The sequence below is a fragment of the Streptomyces sp. NPDC086554 genome, from assembly GCF_040686095.1.
GTDB lineage: Bacteria > Actinomycetota > Actinomycetes > Streptomycetales > Streptomycetaceae > Streptomyces.
The window spans coordinates 67,572-92,946 of the sequence record NZ_JBFBJK010000010.1 but is presented as its reverse complement, the minus strand read 5'-3'; the positions used below and the strand labels follow the sequence as shown (position 1 = coordinate 92,946).

Sequence of the window (25,375 nt, the reverse complement as noted above, 5' to 3'; positions counted from 1 at the left end):
ATTACTCTTGAGCCAAAGCCACGCCCGGTGGCCATGGAGGAGTGAGATGAGGAGCAGCAACCCGGTCTTCTCGCGACGGGGGTTCAGCCGCGACAACGGCTACGCGGGCTTCGGCCAGCAGCCGCAGGCCGGGGGACCCGCGGGCGGGACGCAGACCCAGTACGCGCAGGGCAACCCGTACGCGGGCGCAGGCCAGCAGGCCCCCACCAACCCGTACGCGACGAACCCGTACGCGCAGCAGGACCTGCAGTACGGCGCGCCGCAGGCGCCCGTAACCACCGCGGGCCGCATGACGATGGACGACGTCGTCATGCGTACGGCCACGACGCTCGGCACCCTTGTGGTCACCGCAGCGCTCGCCTGGGCGCTGCTGCCGGTGGACGACGCGAACATCAGCAAGTCCTACGGCATCGCGATCGGCGCAGGCCTCATCGCGATGGTGCTCGGCCTCGTCCAGGCCTTCAAGCGCAAGGCGTCGCCCCCGCTGATCCTGACGTACGCCGCGCTGGAAGGTGTCTTCCTCGGCGTCGTCTCCAGCGTCGTCGACAACCGCATCGCGAGCGGCGCGGCCATGCAGGCCGTGCTCGGCACGATGGCGGTCTTCATCGGTGTCCTCATCGCCTACAAGGCGGGCTGGATCCGCGTCAACCGTCGCTTCTACGGCTTCGTGATGGCCGCGGCGATGGGCTTCCTGCTGCTGACCGCCGTGAACCTGCTGTTCGCGGTCTTCGGCGGCGGCGACGGCCTGGGCTTCCGCAGCGGCGGCCTCGGCATCGTCTTCGGCATCGTCGGCATCCTGCTCGGTGCGTGCTTCCTGGCCCTGGACTTCAAGCAGGTCGAGGACGGCATCGCGTACGGCGCTCCGAAGGAGGAGGCCTGGCTCGCGGCGTTCGGTCTGACGATGACGCTGGTCTGGATCTACCTGGAGTTCCTGCGCCTGATCGCCATCCTGCAGGGCAACGACTGACGCACGACGTCGGTCAACGGCCGGCAGCCGAAGGGCCCCGCGGAACAGATGTTCCGCGGGGCCCTTCGCCGTGTGTGAGCCGTGTGGGTGAGGGGACAGGGGGTCAGAGGAACTTGCGTGCGGCCCGCCGCAAGTCGTACTCGTGAATGATTGCTTTGGCGTGTCCGTACGCGAGGTTGTGTTCGGCGCGGAGCCAGCTGACCTTCTCCTCGAAGCGGAAGAGAGAAGGCCCTTCGTCCACGGCGCGAAGCCAGTCGGAGACTTCACGACCGGTGCAGTGGGGGATGCGGGCGAGCAGGTTGCGGTGGGTCTCCTCGGAGAAGACTTGGGACATCGGCGCCTCCGGACGCGTCGCGATGTGTTCCGTCCTTCACGCCACCGTGCCTGAGCGTTGGGGCGTTGGCAACAGTCCGGTCCGGGCGCATAGGGTCACCGGGTGCTTGATACGACGCCTTTGACGGCCGCAGTGGACCATTTCGCCGACCGGTTGCGGGCCGCCCCGCAGAGTCGCCTGCAGCGGGGGGCGGCGACCGAAGCGCTCGCTCTGGCCAGGGAATTGGCGGCGTGGGCGCAGCGGATCGAGGTGCCCGGCGAGGAGCCGCGGGAGATGCCGGACGCGGGGATGTTCGCGGCGGCCGACCAGATCACTGTCGCGGGTCGGGACTTGGCCCTCGTACTGGAGGACGAGGGGCAGCTCGCGGAAGCGCTGACGCTGGTGGAGAAGGCGCAGAAACGCGCGGCGGTCTGAGGGGTGGGGACCCTCAGACCGGGGGCCTTGGTACGGGGGCCTTGGAGCGGGGGACGGTCAGACCGAGGCGATGACGCGGTCGGCCAGGATGTACACGTTCTCGGTGCCGCACTCGAACGTGAGGGCGTAGGCGCCGGAGACTCCCGAGCCGCCGAGCAGGACCGGGGTGTGGCCGTCGCGCAGGGCGCCGGCGAGCTGCTCCGCGGTCTCGCGGTGGCCCGGCGTCATACAGAGCGTCGTACCGTCCGCGAAGACATAGACGTCCAGGGTGCCCAGCGGGCCCGGGCGGACGTCGGCGAGCGCCGTGCGGGCGCCGGCCAGCTCCTCCAGGCAGGCGACCGTGCGCTCGTGGTCGCCGTGGCCGTCCGTGTGGGGCGTCTGGACCGGTACGAAGTCCGGGTGCGAGGGGTGCCTGCGGCGGGCCGCGGCCAGCTCGGGGGAGTCACCCGCGAACTCGTCGGCCTGCTCGGCGTAGGGCTCGATCACCGGCTCGAGGCTCTCCGCCTCGATGCCCGCGAGATCCGCCTGGCGCGGCAGGAACAGCTCGTCCGCCATGTCGGAGAGACCCGGCAGACCGCTGAGCAGGGACGGCGCGTCCGACGCGTCACGGGCTTCCTGGGCGGCCCAGAAGGCCCGCGCCTCGGCGAGCTCGCGCTCCCGCTCCTCGGCGAGCGCGTCGGCCACGGCCGCGCGTATCTCGTCGGTGTCCGGAGTGGTGCGTGCTGCGGGCACGGTGGGGTGCCCCGTCGCGGCTTGGCTCTGGGCCAGCTCGGTGCGCAGGGCCGTTATCTGCTTCCGCAGCCCGTGCACGGCGTGCAGGGCGGCGGCGCCCACGGCCGTGGCGGCAGCCGTGGAGAGCAGCAGGGCAAGAGGCATGGCGCTCACTGACGTACTCCCGGTTTCAAGTCGACCCCCGACTTCCTACATCAGCTTGAAGCCTGCACGATCCACCTGTCAGTGCATTACGTCACGAATTGGACAGGTCTTTTGGCCCGGTGTTTATCCACAGATGCGCTCTGACCTGGTCATATGCATCTCCCCCAGGAGATAGGTCACATCCTGGGGGAGATTGAGTCACGAATCAGTGGAGGCGTGAGGGGTGCGCGGGGCGTACGCGGTCAGCTGAGGCGCTCGATGACCATGGCCATGCCCTGGCCGCCGCCGACGCACATCGTCTCCAGGCCGAACTGCTTGTCGTGGAACTGGAGGGAGTTGATGAGTGTGCCGGTGATGCGGGCGCCCGTCATGCCGAAGGGGTGGCCGACGGCGATCGCGCCACCATTCACGTTCAGCTTGTCGATGTCGATTCCGAGGTCACGGTAGGAGGGGATCACCTGGGCGGCGAAGGCCTCGTTGATCTCGACCAGGTCGATGTCGTCGATGGTGAGCCCGGCGCGCCGCAGGGCCTGCTTCGACGCTTCCACCGGGCCGAGGCCCATGATCTCGGGGGAGAGGCCGGTGACGCCGGTGGAGACGATGCGGGCGAGCGGGGTCAGGCCGAGCTCGCGGGCCTTGGTGTCGCTCATGATCACCAGGGCGGCGGCGCCGTCGTTGAGCGGGCAGCAGTTGCCGGCCGTGACGAGGCCGTCGGGGCGGAAGACGGGCTTGAGGCCCGAGACGCCCTCGACGGTGACGCCGGCGCGGGGGCCGTCGTCCTTGCTGACGACGGTGCCGTCGGGGGTGGTGACCGGGGTGATCTCCCGCTCCCAGAAGCCGTTCTTGATGGCTTCCTCGGCGAGGTTCTGGGAGCGGACGCCGAACTCGTCCATGTCCGCGCGCGTGACGCCCTTGGCGCGGGCCAGGTTCTCGGCGGTCTGGCCCATCGCGATGTAGGCGTCGGGGATCAGGCCATCCTCGCGCGGGTCGTGCCAGTTGGAGCCCTCGGACTTGGATACGGCCTCGGTGCGGGCCTCGGCGTCGGCGAAGAGGGGGTTGTGGGTGTCGGGAAGACCGTCGCTGGAGCCCTTGATGCTGCGGGAGACCATCTCGACGCCCGCGGAGATGAAGACGTCGCCCTCGCCCGCCTTGATGGCGTGCAGGGCCATGCGGGAGGTCTGCAGGGAGGAGGAGCAGTAACGGGTGATGGTGCAGCCGGGGAGGTGGTCCATCCCCATCTGTACGGCGACGATGCGGCCCAGGTTGTGCCCCTGCTCGCCGCCGGGCAGACCACAGCCGAGCATCAGGTCGTCGATCTGCTTCGGGTCGAGCTCCGGCACCTTGGCGAGGGCGGCCTCGATGATCGTGGCGGTCAGGTCGTCCGGGCGCAGATCCTTCAGCGAGCCCTTGAAGGCGCGGCCGATCGGTGTGCGGGCGGCAGAGACGATCACGGCTTCGGGCATCAGGGCACTCCTGTGACGAGGGGGCAGGGCTCTCTGGGAAGTTACCTGCACGTATCGCTGTCGGTCATCGGCCGGGGACTGTGACGCGGGCCGCATTTTTCTAAGCGCTTGCTTTTTTCTGGCGGGGGCGCCTTGGGGGCGGGGGCGGATTCTGTCTGCGGGTTGGTGGGGGCTTGTCGCGCAGTTCCCCGCGCCCCTGAAGGGGCGCCACCGCTGGCCCCGCCCCGGAAGGGGCGCGGGGAACTGCGCGATCAGCCACAGGCGGCCCGCAGGTGACGCAACGGCCCTCAGTTCGGCAACGGTGACGGATCCGGGGTGTGGATGCGGCGGCGGCGCCGCCGCTTGAGGAGGGCCCAGGGTCCCCGTGGTCCCGTAGGCATCGCGGCAGCGACCTCCGTGCCGCCCTCCGATGCCGCCTGCGCTGCCGCGCGGGCAACCGGCAGGAAGCCCTCGCGGCGGGAGACGTCGGGGCGCTCCTCCTCCGGCCACAGGCCCAGTGCCGCGCAGAGGGTCGGGAGGACTGCCATGGCCGCCGTCGCGTACCCCTCCGCGGAGGGGTGGTAGTTGTCGGGGCCGAACAGCTCCCGCGGGTTCGCCGCGAACTCGGGGCCCAGCAGGTCGCCGAGCGACACCGTACGGCCGCCCTGCTCCACCACGCCGATCGTCTGCGCCGCCGCCAGCTGCCGCGAGACCCGGCGGGCCATCCAGCGCAGGGGCTGGTAGACGTTCTCGACGGTTCCGAGGTCGGGGCACGTGCCCACGACCACCTCCGCGCCCACCGTCCGCAGCCGCCGCACCGCCGCCGCGAGATGGCGCACCGACCGCGTCGCCGGCATCCGGTGCGTCACGTCGTTCGCGCCGATCATGACGACGCAGACGTCCGGGATCCAGGACGGGTCGGAGAGGATCAGCGTCACTTGGCGGTCGAGGTCGTCCGACTGGGCCCCCGGCTGCGCCACAGTCCGCAGCTCCACCGGACGCTCCGCCACCGCCGCGAGCCCCGAGGAGAGCAGCGCCCCCGGAGTTTGCCCGACCCGGTGCACCCCCTGCCCCGCGGCGGTCGAATCGCCGAGCATCGCGAACCGCAAGGGCTCGGCGCAGTCCGGCCGCTCCCCGTATGCCCCGCCGTACCGCCCATCGGACCGCGGCGGCGCCGCATGCTCCCCGTTGTTGCCCACCGACCGCTTCGCCAGCTGCACCTCGGCGAGGACCACCCCCACGGTCGCCGCGCCGAGCAGCCCGATGCCTCCGCCGCCGTACGCGGCCCCCGCGGCGATCCGCCGCGCCACCCTCGCCCTCGACATGCCCTGCAGCCACCTCCTCGTAGCCATACCGCCGTACATCCACTCATTGCCCCGTAAGGGCGGTCGGCCAATCGTGATCGGAGGTGAACCGACGACCGGGAGTCTTACGCTTACGACACACCCATTCGTCGCACTACATGGCAGCCCGGAGACAACGGTGCAATTCCACGACTCGATGATCAGTCTCGTCGGCAACACCCCGCTGGTGAGGCTCAACAACGTGACCGCGGGCATTCAGGCCACGGTCCTGGCCAAGGTCGAGTACTTCAACCCCGGCGGATCGGTGAAGGACCGCATCGCACTGCGCATGATCGAGGCGGCCGAGCAGAGCGGGGAGCTCAAGCCCGGCGGCACGATCGTCGAGCCGACCTCCGGAAACACCGGGGTCGGCCTTGCCATCGTGGCCCAGCAGAAGGGCTACAAGTGCATCTTCGTGTGCCCGGACAAGGTGTCCCTCGACAAGATCAATGTGCTGCGGGCCTACGGAGCGGACGTCGTCGTCTGCCCCACCGCCGTCGATCCCGAGCACCCGGACTCGTACTACAACGTCTCCGACCGCTTGGTGCGTGAGACTCCCGGTGCCTGGAAGCCCGACCAGTACTCGAACCCGAACAATCCGCTCTCCCACTACCACTCCACCGGCCCTGAGCTGTGGGAGCAGACGGAAGGAAAGATCACCCATTTCGTGGCGGGCATCGGCACCGGCGGCACGATCTCGGGGACCGGCGGATATCTGAAGGAGGTGTCCGGCGGCAAGGTCAAGGTCGTCGGCGCCGACCCCGAGGGGTCGGTCTACTCCGGCGGCTCCGGACGGCCGTATCTCGTCGAGGGCGTCGGCGAGGACTTCTGGCCGACGGCGTACGACCGCAATGTGACCGACGAGATCGTCGCGGTGTCCGACAAGGACTCCTTCCAGATGACGCGGCGCCTCGCCAAGGAGGAGGGGCTGCTCGTCGGCGGCTCCTGCGGCATGGCGGTCGTGGCAGCGCTGCGGGTCGCCGAGCGGCTCGGCCCGGATGATGTGGTGGTCGTTCTTCTCCCCGACTCCGGCCGCGGCTACATGAGCAAGATCTTCAGCGACGAGTGGATGAACGACTACGGCTTCCTGGAGCAGGCGGGCGACCAGCCTCGCGTCGGTGACGTACTCAGCCGCAAGGAGGGCGGCAAGCTGCCCTCGCTCGTTCATATGCACCCGGAGGAGACGGTCGGCGAGGCCATTGAGGTACTGCGCGAGTACGGCGTCTCGCAGATGCCCATCGTCAAGCCGGGCGCGGGTCATCCCGACGTGATGGCGGCGGAGGTCATCGGCTCGGTCGTCGAACGCGAGCTCCTGGACGCCCTGTTCGCCCAGCGCGCCTCGCTCGGCGACCCGCTGGAGAAGCACATGTCCGACCCGCTGCCGCAGGTCGGCTCGGGCGAACCGGTCGGCGACCTGATGTCGGTGCTCGGCGCGGCCGACGCGGCGATCGTGCTCGTCGAGGGCAAGCCGACGGGTGTGGTGAGCCGTCAGGACCTGCTGGCGTTCCTCGCGGAGCAGCAGGGGCAGTAGCCGCCGCCAGGTGTGCCGTGAGCTGCGAGCCGCCGGTCCGCTTGCCGTGGGCCGAACTTCGCGGAAGTGGTACGAGCGCGTCACGTCCGCGCAGCACCCGCTTAACACGGCTCCGGCACATTGGTCGTTGTCGGCGTACAGGAACTCCGGAGCGGCTCCCGGACCTCTGAACGCCCGGACGCGAGGCCCGGCCTGACCCGGCCCGCGTCCCTCGCGGGGACCGCCGTCGTCCCGCCCCCTGGGAAACCGGGGGTGCGGCGGTCCCCGCGCATGAACTTCCCGTGACGCGCGGGGCCTGACGGCAGGTCAGCCGACTGACGTGCAGGGCCTACCCCCCCGGACGGCCTCAGTCGTCCCACTCCGACTTCCGGCCGCCGTCCCCGCGTCGCCCGAAGCGCATGCCGCGTATCGCGTGCACCGCGTTCACACCGACGATGCCCGCCCAGGTGACGAAGAGGCCCGGCAGGTCGGCGTTGACCGCGCCGATCGCCGAGAGCGGGATCGCGAGGATCAGCGAGACGACGCCGAAGCCGAAGCGCTCGCCCCACGAGTCCACCGCGTTGTCGGGCGCGCGGGAGCCGCGGGCGACGACCATCTGCTGCTCGGCCATGTGCCGGCGCATCCGCCGGTCGATGGTGCCGTCCAGGCGCTGCTCGACCTTCCCGAGGAACGAGTCGACCAGCGCGGACTCATACTCTTCGCCTAGCTCTCTGCGGGCATGCAGAGTGGCGTCGAGTTCCTTCTTGAGTTCGGCGTCACGGGCTTCCATGGTTCTTAACCGTACGCAGCTCGGACGCCTCTGACAGTGGGGCTATCCCCCCATTCTCATCGGGGTCCACCCCTAGGGTGGCGCCGCGCCGGGCCAGCAGCCAGTACAGGAACGCCGGTACGACCAGACCCACGATCCACGACACGTCCGCGCCGCCGAGCGGCTCGACCAACGGGCCGGTGTAGAAGTGCGTGACCAGGAACGGGAGCTGGGCGAGCAGGCCCACCCCGTAGACGACGAGGGCGTCCCAGCGCCATGCGCCGTACCGTCCCGCCGGGTCGGAGAGCGCCGGGATGTCGTAGCGCTCCTTCGAGATCAGGTAGTAGTCGACCAGGTTGATCGCCGACCACGGCGTGAAGAAGGTCAGCAGGAAGAGCAGGAAGTCCTTGAAGGACGTCAGGAAGCTGTCCTTGCCGAGGAGCGCCACCGCCGTGCCCGCGATCATGATCAGCGCGATGTACGTTGCCCTGCCGCGCTGCGAGAGGACCTTCTGGCCGCGGAAGCCGCTGACGCTGGTCACCATCGACATGAAGCCGCCGTAGGTGTTGAGCACGTTGATGGTCAGCTTGCCGAGCGCGATCACGAAGTAGAGGAACGACGCGATCAGACCGGTGCCGCCCAGGCCGACGACGTATCCGACCTGATTGGCGAGGAACGCGTCCCCCGCGGTCGCCGCCACGAGGACACCGAACGTCATCGACCTCCCCCAAGCTCTTAATGAGCAGGGGGGACCCCCTCCGAGCCGAGCGCGGATCCGGAGAGGGTCCACCAGAAGGTCGCCTTGCCCGACGTCGTACGCGGCAGATAGCGCGAGTAGTCCGCGACGTACGGCCCGAAGGCCAGCTGCCAGGACGCCGAGAGGGAGACGGCGAGCAGGAACATCGGCAGGTCGAAGTGCGCGTCGGAGAGGAGCGCGGAGAGGTCGACGCGGTCCAGGAGGCGGATCCCGAGGTAGACGAAGGCCAGCGCGCAGATCACGCTCGCGACCCGGCCGAGCGTGTGGATGACGCGGTAGCCGACCGCCGCCGTCACCGCCGTGACCACCGCGAAGATGATGATGCCGGTGGTGTCGTTCGTGTGCGTCAGCTCGGCCGTGGCCTGTCCGGCCAGGACGCTGCCGCTCGCGAAGAACCCGACGTACATCACGATGACCAGGAGCAGCGGGACGACCGCGCCCTTCACGCCGAACTGGGCGCGGGACTGGATCATCTGGGGCAGGCCCAGTTTCGGGCCCTGCGCCGAGTGCAGGGCCATCACCGCGCCGCCGAGCAGATTGCCGAGCAGGAGCCCGATGACGGACCACACCACGTCGCCGCCGAACACGACGGCGAGCGCGCCGGTGACGACCGCGGTGATCTGCAGATTGGCGCCGAGCCAGAGGGTGAACTGGCTGAACGCGGTGCCGTGCCGTTCGTCGTCGGGGACGACGTCGATGGAGCGCCGCTCCACCAGATCCTCAGCTGCCATGCCGCTCGACTCCCCTGCTTCTTTCGTAAGTCCGCTTTTTCGTAAGTCCGGTTTTCCGTACGTGCGTTACTTCTTCGTCAGGCCGTGGCGTGCGGTCGGCGATGAGCGGGACGACGTGCTGGCCGGGGATTCTTCAGGGCGCCCTTCACTGACGGACCCGAGGAATCAAGGGACTTGAACTCCTTGAACTCCACGCCGTAGACGTCCTTGAGGCCGACGGCGCCCACGGTGCGCTTCTTCACCTCGGGGGCGGCGCCGATGACGAGCTTGCCCGGCTGTATATCGTCATGCAGAGTTCTCGGTGACTGAATAGATTGTCAATAGCTTGTCCACGCCCCGGCGTGAATCGCTGGTTACGAGTGATCGCAGGGCAAGACGGAGCGTCCGGGTTGAGGAGGAATTGCGGGTGATGTCGTCTCGTATCGCGGACAGGGTGACCGGAAGGGCGACCGACGACAGCGGCTCGGTCGTCGTCCTGGACGGCCGGGGACTGATGGTCACAGATGTCGTACGCCTGGCCGAATCCGGCGCAAAACCGGTGCCTGCCACCGATGGGATGAAGCGCGTAGAGAGCTCCTGGAACGCCGCGAGGGAGATCGCGTCCTGGGGTCGCGTCTACGGCCGCTCCACCGGCGTCGGCGCCAACCGGAATGAGTCCGTACCGACCGAGGCGGCCTCCGACCACGGCCTGCGGCTGCTGCGCAGCCATGCCGGAGCGATCGGCGACGAGCTGCCCGCGCGGCAGGTACGCGCGATGCTCGCGGTCCGCGCCAATCAGCTCCTTGCCGGCGGCGCGGGTCTGCGCCCGACCGTCGTCACGGCGCTCTGCGAGGCCCTGGAGACGGGCGCGTACCCGAAGGTCAATGAGTTCGGCTCGGTCGGGACCGGCGACATCGCGGCCCTCGCCCAGATGGGCCTCGCGCTTGCGGGCGAGCACCCTTGGCGGGGGACGGGCGCGGCCCCCGCGCCCCAGCCCCTCGACAACAACGACGCCCTTGCCCTGATCAGCAGCAACGCCCTCACCCTCGGCCAGTCCGCGCTCGCCCTGCACGAACTGCGCGGCCTGATCGCGGCGACGCAGGTGGTGGCGGCGCTCTCCCTGATGGCCGTCGACGGTTCGTACGAGGCGTACGCGCTGCCCGTCCACGAGGCGCGCCGCCACGCGGGTTCATACGCCGTCGCGGAACGCATGCGCCTGATCCTCGGCGCACCGGACCGCCCGACCCCACCGCTCGGCCGCATCCAGGACCCGTACGGCTTCCGCTGCGTCCCGCAGATCCATGGCCCCGCACACGACGCGGCGGACGCCCTTGAGGACGTCCTCACGGTCGAGATCAACGCGGCCGCCGAGAACCCCTTGATCTCGCCGGACGACATGGCGGCGTACCACCACGGCGGCTTCTATCTGGCCCAACTGGCCCTGTCCCTGGACCACTTCAGGCTGGCGATGACACAGGCGGCCCGCCTCTCCACGTCCCGCCTTTCGACCCTCAACGAACCGGCCTTCACTCGCCTGCGCCCCTTCCTCGCGGACGGCGAGGCAGCGTCGTCGGGCGTGATGATCCTGGAGTACGCGGCCGGAGCGGCCCTGGGTGACCTGCGGGCCTTCTCCGCCCCCGCCTCCCTCGGCCACGCCGTCCTCTCCCGTGGCGTCGAGGAGCAGGCCAGCTTCGCCTCGCTGGCGGCGCGGCAGACGCTGCGGGCGTGCGAGGCGTACCGCTTGGTGGTGGGCTGCGAACTGGTCGCCGCGGTAAGGGCGTTGAGGCAGCGCGACATGCGCATCGACCCCGGCCTGCCCGTCGGGCGGGCCTTCGAACTCGCGGACTCCGTCCTCGACGCGGAGCTGGCCGACCGACCGTTGACGGATGATGTGACGGCGGCGGCCGGGCTGCTCGACCGGTTCACCGAGTTGTGGCTGGACCTCGGGTCCGGGGGCGGAACGGCCTTGGAGAGTCAGGGTGTTGTGAGGGGAACGGCATGAGGGGAACGGCATGAACGACAGTCCTGCGGCGCGGCTGCAAGTGCTCTTCGAGGGGCACCGGTTGACGCCCACGCAGCGGCGCATCGCGCACTGCATGGTGCGGCGGGCGGCGGACGTCCCCTTCCTCTCCAGCGTCGAACTCGCGGAGCTCGCCGGGGTGAGCCAGCCCTCGGTGACGCGTTTCGCGGTGGCGCTCGGCTTCGACGGCTACCCGGCGCTGCGCAGGCATCTGCGGGAACTGTCACCCACGGCGGAGTCGGGCGAGTCCTCCCTCAACGAGTACCAGCAGGCGGTCGAGGCGGAGATCGCGAACCTGCGGCACCTGGCGGAGGTCCTGGCGGACCCTGCACCGGTGGAGCGCGCGGGCCGCCTCCTGGCCGCGTCCCGCCCGCTGCCCGTCCTCGGCCTGCGGGCCGCCGCGTCCCAGGCGTACGGCTTCGCGTACTTCGCGGCGAAGGTCCATCCGGACGTACGCCTCCTCGGCGAGGGCGGCACGATGCTGGCCGACCGGATCGACGCGGCGGTGCGTGCGGGCGCCTCGACCCTGCTCTGCTTTGCCCTGCCGAGGCATCCGCGTGAGGTGGTCGACGCCCTCGCCTACGCCCAGTCGGCGGGCCTGACCGTGGTGACGGTGGCCGACTCGGCGTTCGCCCCCGTGGCGGCACACTCCGACCTCCTCCTCCCGGCAGCGGTCGGCACAGGCCTGGCCTTCGACACGGCCTGCGCCCCGATGCTCCTGGGCCGCGTCCTCCTTGAGGCGATGTGCGATGACCTCCCGGATGCGCAGGCGAGGCTGGAGGAGTTCGATGCGGGGGCGGCGGCGCGGGGGTTGTTCGTGGAGTAGTGGAGTAGGGGCCGCCGGGTCACCAAAGCCCCCCGCCCCGGCAACCCTCAGTCCTCGCCCCGCGCCTTCATCACCACCTTGTTGACCACCCAGAGGCCGACCCCGATGGCGACGAGGATGCCCGCGCGGATGTAGACCTCCGCCGGGCGGTCCGCCAGCGGGCTCGCCAGGATCAGTGCGGTGATCGCCCCCAGCACGGGCAGCGCCGTCGGCGTACGGAAGTGCTCGTGGTCCACGCGGTCGCGGCGCAGCACGAGCACCGACACGTTGACCACCGCGAAGACGCAGAGGAGCAGGAACGCCGTCGTGTCGCCCAGGCCCTCGATCTCGCCCGTCGATACCAGGCCGATCGCGAGGAGCGAGACGAAGACGATGCCCACCACCGGCGTGCGGCGGCGGGCCAGGACGCGGCCCATCGCACGCGGCAGGATGCGTTCGTTCGCCATGCCGTAGCAGAGCCGCGAGGCCATCATGATGTTGATGAGCGCCGAGTTGGTGACCGCGAACAGGGCGATCAGCGCGAAGAGTTTGTGGGGAAAGTCGATGCCGCCCGCCTTGACGACCTCCAACAGTGGGCCGCTCGAGCCCTCCAGAACCTTGTAGTCCACGAGCAGCGACGACACCAGTGCCACCAGGACGTAGATCGTGCCCGTCACCGCCACCCCGATGAAGATGGCGCGGGGGAAGGTGCGGACGGGATCCTTTGTCTCCTCGGCCATGTTCACCGAGTCCTCGAAGCCGACGAAGGCGAAGAAGCCGAGCGCGGTCGCGCCGAGCACGCCCGTCAGGAGGGCGTAGCCCGTGCCGCCGCTGGGGGACTCGAAGTCCGTGAGGCGGCCGGGATCCCCGTCGCCGCTCAGGACCGCGTACGCACCGATGGCGAGGATGATCACCAGGCCCGTCAGTTCGACGAGGGTGAGGACCACGTTTGTCTTGACCGACTCGGAGACGCCGCGCAGGTTCAGTGCCGCGAGTGCCAGGATGAAGACGATCGCGATCAGGGTCGGCGGGAGCGCGTCGCTTGTCAGTTCGCTCAGGTAGTCGCCGCTGAAGGCGCGGGCCGCGGCGCTCGCCGACGCCAGGCCCGAGCACATCACCATGAACGCGATGATGAAGGTGAGGAACGGCGTCTTGAACGCCTTCTGGGTGTAGAGCGCCGCGCCGGCAGCCTTCGGGTACTTGCCGACGAGTTCGACGTACGACGCCGCCGTCAGGATCGCCACGACGAACCCGATCGCGAACGGCAGCCACAGCGCGCCGCCGACCTTTCCCGCGACCTTGCCGGTGGTGGCATAGATGCCCGTGCCGAGGATGTCGCCGATCACGAAGAGGATCAGGAGCTTGGGGCCGATCGCGCGGTGCAGCGAGGGTTCTTCGGCCGGTGGTGGTGCGGTGGTGGGTGTGTCGGATGTCGTCACAGATGCCTCCCCCGAGACCGGGACCGAGTTACGGGCCTGGAGGGAGGATCTGCCCGTGATCCACGTCACTATGCGGGAGTTGAGGAACCTCAGAGCATCCGAGGGGCCACAATGCCCGGCCGCTCAGAGACCGCTCAGAGACCGCTCAGAGGCCGCTCAGAGACCGCGCAGTGCGTCCCGTGCGATACCGCCGCCCGCCTCCGCCACGATCTCGTCCGGCGTCTGCGGCTCTCGCACCGCGGCGAAGCGCACCTCGTCGGCTCGCGGCGAGAAGCCGTAAATGCCCGGTCTGGCAAGGCTGTTGTACGAGTAGTGGTGCGCGAAGTAGTACGCGCCGGTGTCGAGCGCCGCCGCGTAGTCGCCCTGTTCGAGGAGGGGGAGGGGGCGGTTCTCCGCGAGCAGGTCGCCCGCGAAGCAGGCCGGGCCCGCGATGTCCTGGCCGACCGGCGGGCCGCTCTTGGGGCGGCCCTTCGCGTCGTACGCGGCGATCCGCAGCGGCCAGGATGCCGGCGCGTACACCGTGCGCGTCGCGACCTGGACGCCCGCGTGCGTCACCGCGATGGGCCGGGCGCCCGCCGACTTGGCGTACTCGACGCGGGCGAGGATCGTGCCGTGCTTGGCGAGCAGCGAGCGGCCGAACTCGGTGACCAGGTCGTACCGCCCGTCGAGCAGCCCCGGGACACGGGACTTGAGACGGCGCGCGTACTGCGCGTGGGTCGGACTCTCGTCGTCCGAACCGAAGTTGACGGGCAGTCCGCCGCCGATGTCGATCGTGTCGATCTGGCGTCGGCCGGTGCGCTCGTTGATCTCTTCAGCCAGTTCGTACGTCGCCGCAACGCCCCGCACCATCAGTTCCAGGGGCATGCCCTGCGAGCCGGAGTGGGCGTGCAGGCGGGTCAGCCAGGGGCGGTCGAGGTACGCCTGGACGATCCACTCGCGGGCGCCCTCGTCGCGCAGGCCAACGCCGAACTTCGAGGTCGCCGTCGCCGTCGAGAGGGCGTCGATGGAGCCGCCGCCGATCTGCGGGTTCACCCGCAGGCCGATGGGGGAGCGGCTGTGCGCCGACTGGATCATCGCGTCGATGCGGGCGAGCTCCTGCGGGTTGTCCGCGTTCACCGCGATGCCGAGCGCGAGGGCCTCGCGCAGCTCGGCCGGGGTCTTGGCCGGCGAGTCGAGGACCGTGTGCGTGGGCGGCACGCCGGCGGCCCGCGCGATCGCCAGCTCGCCGGGGCTCGCCACCTCGGCGCCGATGTCGGCGTCACGGAGCAGTCGCAGGACCGGCACCAGGGGGCACGCCTTCACGGCGAAGGCGTGCAGGACGGAGGTGCCGTCCGGGGTGACCGCGTCGAAGGCGGCGTGCAGGGCGGCGGCGGATGCGCGGATGCCGGTGATGTCGAGGAGCCCCACGATGGGGGTGGCGGGCCCGACGAGCCCTTGCTCGACGGCGGCGCGGACGGCCTGGTCGCGGCGGGCGGCGCACTCGGCTCCGGGGGGCGCGCCGGGCCCTGAAACGTGGGGCCCGGCCCCCAGCGGAACGGTGGATTCCGGGTCGCTCCCCGCCTCGGACGTGCGTGCGGCCTCCGTGCCGTGATCGCTCATGCGTTCCAGCCAATCACCCGTGACGCGAGCCCGCTGCCGTACCAACGTATTGACTAGCTCTATTCAGCGTCGCAAGATGTGAATAGCAAGGTCACAGCAGCGCATCACGGCAGCGCACCACGGCAGCACTTCACGCGAGGAGGCAATCGCCATGTCAGGACCCCGCCCCGTACGGGCACCGCGCGGTACGGAACTGAGCGCCCTGGGATGGCAGCAGGAAGCCGCCCTCCGCATGCTGCAGAACAACCTCGACCCCGAGGTCGCCGAGCACCCCGACAAGCTCGTCGTCTACGGCGGCACCGGCAAGGCGGCCCGCGACTGGCGCTCCTTCGATGCCATGGTGCGTACGCTCCGGACCCTGAAGCAGGACGAGACGATGCTCGTCCAGTCCGGCCGCCCGGTCGGCGTCATGCAGACCCACGAGTGGGCGCCGCGCGTCCTCATCGCCAACTCGAACCTGGTCGGCGACTGGGCGAACTGGGAGGAGTTCCGCCGCCTGGAGCAGCTCGGCCTCACGATGTACGGCCAGATGACCGCCGGCTCCTGGATCTACATCGGCACGCAGGGCATCCTCCAGGGCACGTACGAGACGTTCGCCGCGGTCGCCGCCAAGAAGTTCAACGGCACCCTGGCGGGGACCATCACCCTCACCGCCGGTCTCGGCGGCATGGGCGGCGCCCAGCCGCTCGCCGTGACGATGAACGACGGCGTAGCGATCTGTATCGACGTCGACCCGCGCGCCATCGAGCGCCGCATCGAGCACCGCTACCTCGACGTGAAGGCCGACAACCTTGAGCACGCGCTCCAGCTGGCCGTCGACGCCCGCGACCAGCGCAAGCCGCTCTCCATCGGCCTGCTCGGCAACGCGGCCGAGCTGCTCCCGCGGATGCTCGCCGAGGGCGCGCCCATCGACATCGTGACCGACCAGACCTCGGCCCACGACCCGCTCGCGTACCTGCCGATCGGCGTCGACTTCGACGACATGGCCTCCTCTGCGACGAAGGACCCTGCGGGCTTCACCACCCGCGCCCGCGAGTCCATGGCCAAGCACGTCGAGGCGATGGTCGGCTTCATGGACGCGGGCGCCGAGGTCTTCGACTACGGCAACTCGATCCGCGGCGAGGCCCAACTGGCCGGCTACGACCGCGCGTTCGCCTTCCCCGGCTTCGTCCCCGCCTACATCCGCCCGCTCTTCTGCGAGGGCAAGGGCCCGTTCCGCTGGGCGGCCCTTTCCGGCGAGGCGTCCGACATTCACAAGACGGACAAGGCGATCCTCGACCTCTTCCCCGAGAACGAGTCGCTGCACCGCTGGATCAAGATGGCGGGGGAAAGGGTCCACTTCCAGGGCCTTCCTGCCCGCATCTGCTGGCTCGGCCAGGGCGAGCGCGACAAGGCGGGCGACATGTTCAACGACATGGTCGGCAACGGCACCCTCGCCGCACCGCTCGCGATCGGCCGCGACCACCTGGACTGCGGCTCGGTGGCATCCCCGTACCGCGAGACGGAAGCCATGCTCGACGGCTCCGACGCGATCGCCGACTGGCCGCTCCTGAACGCCATGGTGAACGTCGCGTCGGGTGCCTCCTGGGTCTCCATCCACCACGGCGGCGGCGTCGGCATGGGCCGCTCCATCCACGCGGGCCAGGTCTCGGTCGCCGACGGCACCGAGCTGGCGGGCGAGAAGATCCGCCGCGTCCTCACCAACGACCCGGGCATGGGCGTCATCCGGCACGTGGACGCGGGCTACGACATCGCGGAGTCGGTGGCGGCGGAGAAGGGCGTACGGGTTCCCATGCGCGAGGAAGGCTCCGCGTGAGCGACACGTTCCACGCCATGTGGCGTTCGCTGCGGCCCATCGGCCGCAGCGACGCCTCGGGCGGCTACCGCCGCTACGCCTGGACCGGCGCAGACGCCGAGTGCCGCCTCTGGTTCCAGGCGCAGGCGGAGGCGCGGGGCCTCGAATACGAGGTCGACCGCAACGGCAACCAGTGGGCCTGGCTCGGCGACCCCGCCCGGGGCGACGCGGTCGTCACCGGCTCGCACCTGGACTCCGTCCCGGACGGCGGCGCTTTCGACGGCCCGCTCGGCGTCGTCTCGTCCTTCGCCGCCCTCGACGAACTCCGCGCCAGGCGCGTGGCGTTCACCCGCCCCCTGGCGATCGTCAACTTCGGCGACGAGGAGGGCGCGCGCTTCGGTCTGGCCTGCGTGGGCTCCCGGCTGACGGCGGGCAAGCTGACCGTCGAGGCCGCCCGGCAGCTGACGGACGCCGAGGGAGTCACGCTCCCGCAGGCGATGGAGCGGGCGGGGTACGACCCGTCGTCGATCGGCCCTGACCCCGAACGCCTCGCCCGCATCGGCGCGTTCGTGGAACTCCACGTGGAGCAGGGCCGTGCCCTCGACCTCTCCGGGGACCCCGTCGGCATCGCGTCCGCCATCTGGCCGCACGGCCGCTGGCGCTTCGACTTCAGGGGCGAGGCCAACCATGCGGGCACGACCCGCCTGGTGGACCGCCGCGACCCGATGCTGACGTACGCGGAGACGGTGCTCGCCGCCCGCCGCGAGGCCGAACTCGCGGGCGCGGTGGCCACGTTCGGCAAGATCTCGGTCGAACCGAACGGCGTAAACGCGATCCCGTCGCTGGTCAGGGGCTGGCTGGACTCCCGCGCCGCAGACCAGTCGACGCTCGACACGGTCGTGACGGGCATCGAGAAGGCGGCCCGTGAGTACGCGGACCGGCACGGCATCGACCTCGATGTCGTACGCGAGTCCTTCACGCCGGTGGTCGAGTTCGAGCACGCGCTGCGCGACGAACTGGGCACGATCCTGGGCGCTCGCACGGACCGGCCGATCCCCGTCCTGGGAACGGGCGCCGGACACGACGCGGGCATTTTGTCCGAATCGATCCCCACCGCCATGCTGTTCGTACGGAACCCCACGGGCATCTCGCACTCCCCGGCCGAGTTCGCCGCCGAGGACGACTGCGTGACCGGGGTGACCGCACTGGCCGACGTACTGGAAGGGCTGGCGTGCAGGTGAAGACGGACACGTACTGGCTGGAGCACGCCTGGCTCGACACGAATGTCGAGCCGGGCGTGGCGGTGGAGGTGACGGGCGACCGGATCACGGCGGTCCGCAAGGGGGTCGAGGCGCCGCCGCCCGGCGCGACGGTGCTGCGCGGCCTGACGGTCCCGGGCCTGGCGAACGCCCACTCGCACGCCTTCCACCGGGCGCTGCGCGGCACGGTCCAGGTCGGCTCCGGCACGTTCTGGACGTGGCGCGAGGTCATGTACTCGGTGGCGGACCGCCTGACGCCCGAGACGTACCACGCGCTGGCGCGGGCGGTGTACGCGGAGATGGCCCTTGCGGGCATCACGACGGTGGGCGAGTTCCACTACGTGCACCACGGCCCGGGTGGTGCGGCCTACTCCGACCCCAACGCGATGGGCGAGGCGCTGATCCAGGCGGCGGCGGACGCGGGCATCCGCATCACGCTCCTGGACACGGCGTACGTGGCGTCGGGCCTGTTGACGGAGTCGCGGGGCGAGCCGCCGAACCGCCACCAACTGCGCTTCTCCGACGGCACGACGGAGGCGTGGGCGGAACGGGCATCGGCGCTGAAGGACCGCGACCACGCACGCGTCGGCGCGGCGATCCACTCCGTACGGGCAGTCCCGGCACGCCAGTTGGGAGTGGTGGCGGAGTGGGCCGCGTCCCGCAAGGCCCCCCTCCACGTCCACCTCTCCGAGCAGACGGCGGAGAACGAGGCGTGCCTGGCGGTGCACGGCCGCACTCCCACGCAACTCCTCTCGGAGCACGGGGTGCTGGGCCCGCGCACGACGGGCGTCCACAGCACCCACCTCACGGACGGGGACATCGCGCTGCTCGGCGGTTCCGGGACGGGTACGTGCATGTGCCCGACGACGGAACGGGACCTGGCCGACGGCATCGGCCCGGCGCCCCGCCTCCAAAAGGCGGGCAGCCCCCTGTCCCTGGGCAGCGACAGCCACGCGGTGATCGACATCCTCGAAGAGGCGAGGGCGATGGAGCTCAACGAGCGCCTGCGCTCGCACACTCGGGGCCACTGGACGGCGGCGGCGCTGCTTCGCGCGGCGACGGCGGATGGTCACGCGGCGCTGGGCTGGGCGGACGCGGGGGTCATCGTGCCGGGTGCGCTCGCGGACCTCACCACGGTCGCCCTGGACTCGGTCCGCACGGCGGGCCCTCTGCCGCGCCTGGCGGCGGAGACGGCGGTCTTTGCGGCGTCCGCCGCGGACGTGCGGCACACCGTGGCCGGGGGCCGTCATGTCGTACGGGACGGGGCCCATGCCCTGGTGGACGACGTACCCGGGGCGCTGGCGGAGGCGGTGGCGGCGCTGCGAGATTGACGCCGGACTGAACCGCCGCTCCGCGACGGATGTTTCCCGCCCGCCCACCCGATTACCCCGCATCCCGTCCCGTGTACCGACGCGCCGTCGTCGGCCGCGGCGCCGTGCCGCCGCTTCGCGGCGAGTTTCCCGCCCACCCGCCCGATTACCCGGCGATTGCCCGCCCACCCGCGGGGGCTGGTCTTTCAGCCTGTCCGGCGTTTGAGGACGAACTCGGCGAAGCCGGAATGTTCGGGAAGGGGCGGGATCGGGGAAAGGACACCGCCCGGACCTCAGCCCTCACCCACGGAGACCCTAGTGACCAGCACCACCCTCATCACCAACATCACCAGCCTCGTCACCAACGACCCCTCCCAGGGCGACGGCACCCCCTTGGGCCTCCTGACGGACGCAGCCGTCGTCCTGGTCGGTGAGAAGATCGCCTGGGTAGGCCCGGCGGCCCAAGCCCCCGCAGCGGACACCACCCACGACGCACAGGGCCGCGCCGCCATCCCCGGCTTCGTCGACTCCCACTCCCACCTGGTCTTCGCGGGCGACCGCACCCAGGAGTTCAACGCCCGTATGTCGGGCCGCAGTTACACCGCCGGCGGCATCCGCACGACGGTCGCGGCGACCCGCGCCGCCACGGACGCCGAACTGGAGGCGAACCTCACGCGTTACCTGGCGGAGGCCCTCCGCCAGGGCACCACCACCTTCGAGACGAAGTCCGGCTACGGCCTCACCACGGAGCACGAGTCCCGCGCCCTACGCATCGCGTCCCGCCACACGGACGAGGTCACGTACATGGGCGCGCACATCGTCTCCCCGGACTATGCCGAGGACCCGGCGGCGTACGTCGCCCTCGTCACGGGCGAGATGCTGGACGCCTGCGCCCCCCACGCCCGCTGGATCGACGTGTTCTGCGAGAAGGGCGCGTTCGACGGCGACCAGGCGCGCGCGATCCTGACGGCGGGCAAGGCGAAGGGCCTACACCCCCGCATCCACGCGAACCAGCTTTCGTACGGCCCGGGAGTCCAACTGGCGGTAGAACTGGACGCCGCATCGGCGGACCACTGCACGCACCTGACGGACGCGGACGTGGACGCCCTCGCGAACAGCGACACGGTGGCGACACTCCTCCCGGGCGCGGAGTTTTCCACCCGAGCGGAGTGGCCGAACGCCCGCCGCCTCCTGGACGCGGGCGCGACGGTGGCCCTCTCCACGGACTGCAACCCGGGCTCGTCCTTCACGTCTTCCGTGCCCTTCTGCATCGCCCTGGCGGTACGGGACATGGGCATGACCCCGGACGAGGCGATCTGGTCGGCAACGGCGGGCGGCGCGGCGGCCCTGCGCCGCACGGACATCGGCGTACTCCGCGAGGGCGCCCGCGCCGACCTGGCCTTCCTCGACGCCCCGAGCCACGTCCACCTGGCCTACCGGCCGGGGGTGCCGCTGGTCAGCGAGGTGTGGCGGCGGGGGGTCCGCATCGGCTGACGCCCCTTGCGGGGCAGGGCAGTTCGGGCAGGGAGCGGTTCGGGGAGCAGCACACCAGGGCGACGGACAGGAACGAGGGCCGCTTCAGATAGCAGCCGTGGGACACGTCGCCGCCCCAACCGAGCCGTTCGACGGCGGAGCCGACGAGCATCGCGAGGCGTGCCCCCTCCCGCCCGCCCCCGGAGTCGAACCGAGGCGCGTACTCGACCAGCCGCTCCCCGAGCCAGTCCGCGGCTTCCTTCGGCTCCTCCCACGTACCCCGGATCAGCCCCTCCGGCTTGATCAGCCAGTACGCCGTTTCGAGCGGCGGCAGGTCCACGACGGGGAACTCCGCTTTCACCTCCCGGTGGCGCTGGATCAGCTCAGGCTTACTGCCGTCCGGGGGCGGGTGCGGGGGTGGCGGTCGACGCAGGGCCTCGTCGTCGAACCGTTGCTTGGGGCCGGTCCACAGGTATCCGTGGTGGTGCAACTGTCGTCCCCTTCGGGGAGTACGGACAGGGACGGCCGGAGGTCCATGAGAGGTCAGGCGGAGAGCCCGAACCTCGCCGGATCGATACCGGCGGCGTCCAGTTCGGCGGTGGTGAATCGCAGCGGTTCGGCGCCGGGCCGCTTGCTGTCACCCACGGCCCATGCGCCCTCGCCGATCTTCGCGAGGGTTACGCACGATTCGCCGTCCGGGTGCGTGTTGCCGCCGCAGGTCTTGCTGAACACGGCGGCTTCGGGGAGGGGGAGGCTGTAGATGTCGGTTCCGGGCTTGGTTCACCTTCCGTTGTGGGAGTGGGTGGAAATGGCTGCCGCCTTGGCGCACGACTGGTGTGGGGCTAGATGAGCAGCCTGGGCAGTGATCCCGACTGCCTCGCGTGGGATATCGGGCGGGCCACGATCTCGGCCTGCGTCATCGTGTAGGGGGCCCGCCCCTCGAAGTGAAGGATGCGGCCGCCTGCCTGAGCGGTCTTCATGTCCTTGACGGGAAACCACGCCCCGTCGAACTCGACGAGATCGCCGATCCTTACCTGAGTGGGGAGCAACATCTGTTGGCTCGTTCCGGGCTGCTGACTCACTTCGCACCTGTCGAGTGCTGCTGCTGTTCCATAGCCTTCGCCGCCTCAACTGTCGTTTACGTGGGGCCTGTCAGTCGAAGGTATGGATCGTGGAAGTCGGGGCTCAATGAACTTCTACGTACTTGCATGGCTTCACCCGAGCGCATTGATTGCCGAGGCGATGAGCTGCCTGGCCGCAGCTCCGTAAACGGCAATGCCGGCGAGTTCAGTGAAGGTCTTGGCGTAATCAGCGATCTCGCGTGGCTGCGTCACGGTGAGGCCGGCGGATACCAGCTCGGCGCAGACCTGCTTCTCGTCGTAGATGGCGAAGGACTCGGCAGGCCATGCGTTGCCCCGTACAACCCCCATGGGGATCACACCGAGGCTCACGGACGGGGTGGCTGTCAGACCGATGAGGTGGCCGAGCTGGTTCACCATGGTCTCTGAGCAGCCGATGACCGACCGCAGAACCCATTCCTCGATCAGGAAGGCGAAGCGGCGTCCTCCGGCGTGCAGGATGCGCTGGCGGCTCATACGGGCGGTCACGGCATCGTCAATGTCGGCAGGGGCCTGCCGCAGCGCGACGACCGTGCTGAGCATGGCTCGCGTGTAGTGCTCGGTCTGGAGCAGGCCGGGGATCACTTGTGACTGGTAGAAGCGGAACCAGTGGGTTCGCTGGAACAGCGGCAGGACCGATTCCTGTACGCGCTTCAGCCCGGCGCTCTCCACGCGTCGCCACTCGACGTACATGCCGTCGATGCCGCGAGCCGTCGCGATGAGATCCGCCGTCTCATGCTGGGCTTGGCAGATGCGGGTCCAGATTCGGATGTCCTCGTCCGAGGGCGGGGTCTTGCCGTTCTCAAGCCGCGAACTCTTCGACTCATGCCAACCCGCATGCGCCGCCAGAGCACGGCCTGTGAGGCCAGCTGCCTTGCGGATCTCGCGCAGGCGTTTCCCGAGCGCTTCTCTGGCTTGCCGGACGCTCGATGGCGGCGAAGGCGGGGACACGGAGTATCAGCTCTGCTGGATCAGATCGGCCTGTACTCCTCGTTCGGCACGGCCCGTTCCCATACGGCCTCGAAGGCCGTGGAGCACAGTCGGATTACTGCTGGTGCGCGGGACCGTTCCTCGTCGCCTTCGGGGGACAGCTCCCCCTCACCCGTGAAGTGGAGGAAGAGGGCGAGGCTGTCATCGAACAGCCAGAAGTCGTTGCCAGGGAGCGCGAGATCCGATGCTTGGCGGCGCGGCAGCCAACGCACGATTTCGCCTGCTGCCACGTTGCTCGGCGTCAGGTGATGCTCGTAGCGCAGGTAGTCACTCATCGGTTCGGAGAAGATCCGTGCACGACGAACTTCAACTCCGCGGCTGGTGATCTCCTTCATGAGTGAAAGCCACGGCCTCATCTCAGGTGCCCGCAACGGCGGAACGCTCTGAGGGTCCTGCGACCAGGAGACGAAGTCCGGGTCGGAACGCATGTAACCGTCCCGCATCTCCAGGTGCACAGCAGAGCGCTTGGTCTGCCGGAACAGCTCCTCAAACGTCGGCTCCACGGCCACCGCTCACCTCCGGGAAGAACGTCACCATGTATTTCGGGATCTCCACGACCGTCTCATGGTCCGGAAGGTCCATTTGTGAGAGGCGTTCCTCGTCGAGGACCTTCAGCCCTTGGACCAAGTACCGGTCCGTCACGTCGTCGTAGTAGATCGTCGCGGACTTGCCTTCGGGAGACTCCGGGTCCTTTCCCAGCATGCGCAGCGCCATGGTTGACCACCTCATTCGTGGAAGACGATCTCTGTGTACGAGCTTGCGCCCAACTCGCTGGCGTTCACACGGAACTTGCACGAACTTGCGCGAGGTTAAGGTTCCCGTGATCGTCACGTCTCTCCCGGAAAGTGATCGACCGCGTAGTCCGCGAAGGGTACGGCGTGCTCCATGGTGATTCGCTTCCACTCCGTTTAGGGGGTTGGATCACCCGCGTACGCCTCGCGGTCTATCTGTGTGCCGTCCGGGCGGAAGTTGAGATGAACGATGTGGCGTTCGTCGAACGTCCACCAATCGCGGCCGGAAAGCGGCAGGCCGAAGTCGTCCCGCGTCACGTCCAGGACGCGGATGTCTTCCCCCGCCGCGATGTTGCCGGGGATGCCCCAAGCGAATTGGTACCGCTGGTAGTCGGTGAGCGGCCGACGCACGACGCGGACGCGGCCGATGCGCCTGCCGGACTCGACGTATCCGCGCACTCGTTCATGCCAGCGGGCGTTGTAGCCAGGCGGCTTGGCCTCGCCCCGCAGGAAGCGGGCGACGTTCTCCTGCTCTTTGGGCATGGTGTACGTCGGCTGCGCCTCGAACCGCCACGCTTCCCGCTCGAAGGTGTCGAAGAACCGACGCCAGTCCTCACCGTCCAACGACACGAACATCCTTCCTCAGACGGTCAGTTCACCCTTCGTGACAGCGTCGACGAAGGGGGCCCACGCGGTCGCGGGGATCACGAGGGCGGGCCCGTCCGTGACCTTGGAGTCCCGGACGGGGACGACGCCGGGGAAGCCGTCGGCTACCTCGACGCATTCGCCGCCGGTGCCGTTGCTGTGACTGCTCTTGCGCCAGACAGCGGTACTCAAGTCAATCTCGTGGCTTGCCATTTCGGTAATCCTCAGCCGCATCCTCGACCATGGCCAGGGACGCCTCAGGCGGCAGTGCGACGGCCCTGAGTAGATCGTACGACCGCCGGTACTGCTTCACGAGCGGCGGATAGTCGATGAGTTGGCCGCTGTGCAGGCTCTCGGTGTACACCAGCGGAGGTGCGTCCACGAAGGTCATGACCCTGGTCATGCCCATCATGAACGGGTGGGCGGCAGTGGTTTCCGGAACGATCTGCAGAATGGACCGGGTGGCCTGGACCACCTCAGCGATGTGCTCTAGCAGTTCGGCCATCTCTTCCGGCGGGAGGATCCTGCGGCGGATCACTGACTCGTCCAGGATGGCCCAGAATTCCGGGGGCTTCTCCCGCTCGAAGAGCTCGGCCCTCTCTACCCGTGCGTCCACCTTCTCCTCGACGACATCGACCGAGGCCCGGGGCATTGCAGCCCGTACGATCGCTCGCGCGTAGGCGGACGTCTGCAACAACCCGGGGACGATCATCGGAGCCCAGTCCTCGATGGACTCCGAGTACCGCTCCATCTCCGCGACATCCGCGAAGTACTCCGCGTGCCCGCCCTGGCGGGCCTTGCGCGCATCTTCACAACGGCGTTGGAAAAAGCCGTCCGTCCCGAGCTTCTCGTCGACGTGCTGGGCCAGATCGAGCGGCATGCGGCGCTCGCCGCGCTCGATCTGACTGAGGAAGGAGACGCCCCGATAGCTACCCTCGGCCAGCCGTTCGAGGGTGAGGCCCGCAGCCTCTCTCTTGAAGCGCAACTCCGCGCCATAGAAGGCCGGAACGCTGGCTGACGCGTCGGGATCTTTACGAGGAGGCACAACTCACCACCGCCATTTGCCAGT

General features: G+C 69.6%; 25 protein-coding genes and 2 pseudogenes. 9 read left to right on the top strand and 18 right to left on the bottom strand.

The features are described from left to right. Nucleotides 1-46 precede the first annotated feature (46 nt). The gene (locus AB0O76_RS18295; protein ID WP_365491796.1) at nt 47-967 is read left to right on the top strand and encodes a Bax inhibitor-1/YccA family protein; all 921 of its coding nucleotides are present in this window, start codon (nt 47-49) and stop codon (nt 965-967) included. A gap of 103 nt (nt 968-1,070) precedes the next feature. Here AB0O76_RS18295 and AB0O76_RS18290 read toward each other — a convergent pair whose 3' ends face one another. After that, complete coding sequence (locus tag AB0O76_RS18290) at nt 1,071-1,301, bottom strand: DUF4287 domain-containing protein (RefSeq protein ID WP_055545457.1); 231 nt, start codon at nt 1,299-1,301, stop codon at nt 1,071-1,073. A gap of 102 nt (nt 1,302-1,403) precedes the next feature. Here AB0O76_RS18290 and AB0O76_RS18285 point away from each other — a divergent pair, with 102 nt between their 5' ends. After that, a complete protein-coding gene (locus tag AB0O76_RS18285) occupies nt 1,404-1,715 on the top strand; it encodes a hypothetical protein (protein WP_365491793.1) in 312 nt (103 codons plus the stop codon). 57 nt (nt 1,716-1,772) lie between these two features. On the opposite strand, the gene AB0O76_RS18280 is transcribed toward AB0O76_RS18285, so the two are convergent. From AB0O76_RS18280 to AB0O76_RS18270, 3 genes are all read right to left on the bottom strand, one after another. Further along, the gene (locus tag AB0O76_RS18280; protein WP_365492361.1) at nt 1,773-2,591 is read right to left on the bottom strand and encodes a hypothetical protein; all 819 of its coding nucleotides are present in this window, start codon (nt 2,589-2,591) and stop codon (nt 1,773-1,775) included. Nucleotides 2,592-2,833: 242 nt separating this feature from the next. Beyond that, a complete protein-coding gene (locus AB0O76_RS18275) occupies nt 2,834-4,054 on the bottom strand; it encodes an acetyl-CoA C-acetyltransferase (protein ID WP_365491790.1) in 1,221 nt (406 codons plus the stop codon). Nucleotides 4,055-4,341: 287 nt separating this feature from the next. Further along, nucleotides 4,342-5,358: an SGNH/GDSL hydrolase family protein gene (locus AB0O76_RS18270; protein WP_365491787.1), complete on the bottom strand. Its 1,017-nt coding sequence runs from the start codon at nt 5,356-5,358 to the stop codon at nt 4,342-4,344. Nucleotides 5,359-5,515: 157 nt separating this feature from the next. Here AB0O76_RS18270 and AB0O76_RS18265 point away from each other — a divergent pair, with 157 nt between their 5' ends. Further along, a complete protein-coding gene (locus AB0O76_RS18265) occupies nt 5,516-6,907 on the top strand; it encodes a cystathionine beta-synthase (protein ID WP_365491784.1) in 1,392 nt (463 codons plus the stop codon). A gap of 346 nt (nt 6,908-7,253) precedes the next feature. Here AB0O76_RS18265 and AB0O76_RS18260 read toward each other — a convergent pair whose 3' ends face one another. From AB0O76_RS18260 to AB0O76_RS18250, 3 genes and pseudogenes are all read right to left on the bottom strand, one after another. After that, nucleotides 7,254-7,676, bottom strand: coding sequence for a hypothetical protein (locus tag AB0O76_RS18260; protein WP_365491781.1), 423 nt, complete (start codon nt 7,674-7,676; stop codon nt 7,254-7,256). After that, nucleotides 7,663-9,143 (bottom strand): annotated as a pseudogene (locus AB0O76_RS18255) (cytosine permease). The gene AB0O76_RS18260 and the pseudogene AB0O76_RS18255 overlap by 14 nt, the downstream one beginning before the upstream one ends. 131 nt (nt 9,144-9,274) lie before the next feature. Further along, nucleotides 9,275-9,421 (bottom strand): annotated as a pseudogene (locus tag AB0O76_RS18250) (ABC transporter substrate-binding protein); the annotation flags it as partial. Between the two features lie 131 nt (nt 9,422-9,552). On the opposite strand from AB0O76_RS18250, the gene AB0O76_RS18245 reads away from it, so the two are divergent. After that, nucleotides 9,553-11,124, top strand: coding sequence for an aromatic amino acid ammonia-lyase (locus tag AB0O76_RS18245; protein WP_365491778.1), 1,572 nt, complete (start codon nt 9,553-9,555; stop codon nt 11,122-11,124). A 10-nt stretch (nt 11,125-11,134) separates the two neighbouring features. Beyond that, the gene (locus AB0O76_RS18240; protein WP_365491775.1) at nt 11,135-11,968 is read left to right on the top strand and encodes a MurR/RpiR family transcriptional regulator; all 834 of its coding nucleotides are present in this window, start codon (nt 11,135-11,137) and stop codon (nt 11,966-11,968) included. Between the two features lie 47 nt (nt 11,969-12,015). Here AB0O76_RS18240 and AB0O76_RS18235 read toward each other — a convergent pair whose 3' ends face one another. Together AB0O76_RS18235 and AB0O76_RS18230 are read right to left on the bottom strand one after the other, a co-directional pair. Then, entirely contained in the window at nt 12,016-13,386 is a 1,371-nt protein-coding gene (locus tag AB0O76_RS18235) for an APC family permease (protein ID WP_365491772.1), read from the bottom strand. A 156-nt stretch (nt 13,387-13,542) separates the two neighbouring features. After that, a complete protein-coding gene (locus tag AB0O76_RS18230; RefSeq protein WP_365491769.1) occupies nt 13,543-14,985 on the bottom strand; it encodes a diaminopimelate decarboxylase in 1,443 nt (480 codons plus the stop codon). Between the two features lie 151 nt (nt 14,986-15,136). On the opposite strand from AB0O76_RS18230, the gene hutU reads away from it, so the two are divergent. The 4 genes from hutU to hutI all read left to right on the top strand — a co-directional run bounded on the left by hutU (nt 15,137) and on the right by hutI (nt 20,843). Next, the gene (hutU, locus tag AB0O76_RS18225; protein ID WP_365491766.1) at nt 15,137-16,801 is read left to right on the top strand and encodes a urocanate hydratase; all 1,665 of its coding nucleotides are present in this window, start codon (nt 15,137-15,139) and stop codon (nt 16,799-16,801) included. Nucleotides 16,802-16,818: 17 nt separating this feature from the next. Next, entirely contained in the window at nt 16,819-18,021 is a 1,203-nt protein-coding gene (locus AB0O76_RS18220) for an allantoate amidohydrolase (protein WP_365492358.1), read from the top strand. Continuing rightward, nucleotides 18,018-19,370 carry a formimidoylglutamate deiminase gene (locus tag AB0O76_RS18215; protein ID WP_365492355.1) on the top strand — a complete coding sequence of 451 codons (1,353 nt, stop codon included), beginning with the start codon at nt 18,018-18,020 and terminating at the stop codon, nt 19,368-19,370. Before AB0O76_RS18220 ends, AB0O76_RS18215 begins: the two co-directional genes overlap by 4 nt. Nucleotides 19,371-19,667: 297 nt before the next feature. Further along, nucleotides 19,668-20,843, top strand: a complete 1,176-nt coding sequence (hutI, locus tag AB0O76_RS18210) for an imidazolonepropionase (RefSeq protein WP_365491763.1) — start codon at nt 19,668-19,670, stop codon at nt 20,841-20,843. On the opposite strand, the gene AB0O76_RS18205 is transcribed toward hutI, so the two are convergent. From AB0O76_RS18205 to AB0O76_RS18165, 9 genes are all read right to left on the bottom strand, one after another. Further along, complete coding sequence (locus tag AB0O76_RS18205; protein WP_365491760.1) at nt 20,806-21,312, bottom strand: hypothetical protein; 507 nt, start codon at nt 21,310-21,312, stop codon at nt 20,806-20,808. The genes hutI and AB0O76_RS18205 overlap by 38 nt on opposite strands. Nucleotides 21,313-21,365: 53 nt before the next feature. Then, the gene (locus tag AB0O76_RS18200) at nt 21,366-21,584 is read right to left on the bottom strand and encodes a DUF397 domain-containing protein (protein ID WP_365492352.1); all 219 of its coding nucleotides are present in this window, start codon (nt 21,582-21,584) and stop codon (nt 21,366-21,368) included. An 80-nt stretch (nt 21,585-21,664) separates the two neighbouring features. Further along, nucleotides 21,665-21,874 carry a hypothetical protein gene (locus AB0O76_RS18195; protein WP_365491758.1) on the bottom strand — a complete coding sequence of 70 codons (210 nt, stop codon included), beginning with the start codon at nt 21,872-21,874 and terminating at the stop codon, nt 21,665-21,667. A 162-nt stretch (nt 21,875-22,036) separates the two neighbouring features. Further along, a complete protein-coding gene (locus tag AB0O76_RS18190; protein ID WP_365491755.1) occupies nt 22,037-22,891 on the bottom strand; it encodes a helix-turn-helix transcriptional regulator in 855 nt (284 codons plus the stop codon). Nucleotides 22,892-22,911: 20 nt separating this feature from the next. Beyond that, the gene (locus tag AB0O76_RS18185) at nt 22,912-23,439 is read right to left on the bottom strand and encodes a DUF6879 family protein (RefSeq protein ID WP_365491752.1); all 528 of its coding nucleotides are present in this window, start codon (nt 23,437-23,439) and stop codon (nt 22,912-22,914) included. Then, nucleotides 23,417-23,644 carry a hypothetical protein gene (locus tag AB0O76_RS18180; RefSeq protein WP_365491750.1) on the bottom strand — a complete coding sequence of 76 codons (228 nt, stop codon included), beginning with the start codon at nt 23,642-23,644 and terminating at the stop codon, nt 23,417-23,419. Before AB0O76_RS18180 ends, AB0O76_RS18185 begins: the two co-directional genes overlap by 23 nt. A gap of 194 nt (nt 23,645-23,838) precedes the next feature. Then, nucleotides 23,839-24,291, bottom strand: coding sequence for a DUF6879 family protein (locus tag AB0O76_RS18175; protein ID WP_365491747.1), 453 nt, complete (start codon nt 24,289-24,291; stop codon nt 23,839-23,841). Between the two features lie 12 nt (nt 24,292-24,303). After that, nucleotides 24,304-24,519, bottom strand: coding sequence for a DUF397 domain-containing protein (locus AB0O76_RS18170; RefSeq protein ID WP_365491744.1), 216 nt, complete (start codon nt 24,517-24,519; stop codon nt 24,304-24,306). Further along, a complete protein-coding gene (locus AB0O76_RS18165; RefSeq protein WP_365491741.1) occupies nt 24,500-25,351 on the bottom strand; it encodes a helix-turn-helix transcriptional regulator in 852 nt (283 codons plus the stop codon). The genes AB0O76_RS18170 and AB0O76_RS18165 overlap by 20 nt, the downstream gene beginning before the upstream one ends. Between the last annotated feature and the right edge of the window lie 24 nt (nt 25,352-25,375).

Bases quoted from the DNA above. Each gene is read 5' to 3' on its own strand.
- AB0O76_RS18180 (WP_365491750.1), bottom strand. From the start codon at position 23,644: ATGGCGCTGCGCATGCTGGGAAAGGACCCGGAGTCTCCCGAAGGCAAG.
- AB0O76_RS18260 (WP_365491781.1), bottom strand. From the start codon at position 7,676: ATGGAAGCCCGTGACGCCGAACTCAAGAAGGAACTCGACGCCACTCTG.
- AB0O76_RS18280 (WP_365492361.1), bottom strand. From the start codon at position 2,591: ATGCCTCTTGCCCTGCTGCTCTCCACGGCTGCCGCCACGGCCGTGGGC.
- hutU (WP_365491766.1), top strand. From the start codon at position 15,137: ATGTCAGGACCCCGCCCCGTACGGGCACCGCGCGGTACGGAACTGAGC.
- AB0O76_RS18195 (WP_365491758.1), bottom strand. From the start codon at position 21,874: ATGTTGCTCCCCACTCAGGTAAGGATCGGCGATCTCGTCGAGTTCGAC.
- AB0O76_RS18230 (WP_365491769.1), bottom strand. From the start codon at position 14,985: ATGAGCGATCACGGCACGGAGGCCGCACGCACGTCCGAGGCGGGGAGC.
- AB0O76_RS18240 (WP_365491775.1), top strand. From the start codon at position 11,135: ATGAACGACAGTCCTGCGGCGCGGCTGCAAGTGCTCTTCGAGGGGCAC.
- AB0O76_RS18290 (WP_055545457.1), bottom strand. From the start codon at position 1,301: ATGTCCCAAGTCTTCTCCGAGGAGACCCACCGCAACCTGCTCGCCCGC.
- AB0O76_RS18275 (WP_365491790.1), bottom strand. From the start codon at position 4,054: ATGCCCGAAGCCGTGATCGTCTCTGCCGCCCGCACACCGATCGGCCGC.
- AB0O76_RS18220 (WP_365492358.1), top strand. From the start codon at position 16,819: ATGTGGCGTTCGCTGCGGCCCATCGGCCGCAGCGACGCCTCGGGCGGC.
- AB0O76_RS18170 (WP_365491744.1), bottom strand. From the start codon at position 24,519: ATGGCAAGCCACGAGATTGACTTGAGTACCGCTGTCTGGCGCAAGAGC.
- AB0O76_RS18295 (WP_365491796.1), top strand. From the start codon at position 47: ATGAGGAGCAGCAACCCGGTCTTCTCGCGACGGGGGTTCAGCCGCGAC.
- AB0O76_RS18270 (WP_365491787.1), bottom strand. From the start codon at position 5,358: ATGTCGAGGGCGAGGGTGGCGCGGCGGATCGCCGCGGGGGCCGCGTAC.
- AB0O76_RS18245 (WP_365491778.1), top strand. From the start codon at position 9,553: ATGTCGTCTCGTATCGCGGACAGGGTGACCGGAAGGGCGACCGACGAC.